Raw genomic sequence first — 346 nt, 5'->3', positions numbered from 1 at the left:
TTGTACCTTGAAAACTAAATAAGAGTAACAACGACATCAAACTTTAGAAATAAGGCAAAAAAGCTATATATTAGCGACACAACTGATTACATTTTGTAATCAGCCATCTTATTCAAAAACTTTAGTTAAGTGAATAAGGGCGCACGGTGGATGCCTTGGCACTAGGAGCCGATGAAGGACGGGACTAACACCGATATGCCTCGGGGAGCTGTAAGTAAGCATTATATCCGAGGATTTCCGAATGGGGGAACCCACTGTTCGTAATGGAACAGTACAGCTATCTGAATACATAGGATAGTTGAGGCAGACCCGGGGAACTGAAACATCTCAGTACCTGGAGGAAGAG

General features: G+C 42.5%; 1 rRNA gene. It reads left to right on the top strand.

Going from position 1 to position 346, the window contains the following annotated elements:
• Positions 1-123: 123 nt before the first annotated feature.
• A 23S ribosomal RNA gene (locus FLK20_RS21450) occupies positions 124-346 on the top strand; the annotation flags it as partial.

It is taken from the genome of Oceanobacillus sp. CFH 90083 (assembly GCF_009389585.1).
Classification (GTDB): domain Bacteria; phylum Bacillota; class Bacilli; order Bacillales; family Amphibacillaceae; genus Oceanobacillus.
Note: the sequence above shows the minus strand (reverse complement) of the source record. Positions and strands in the feature narration are given on the sequence as shown.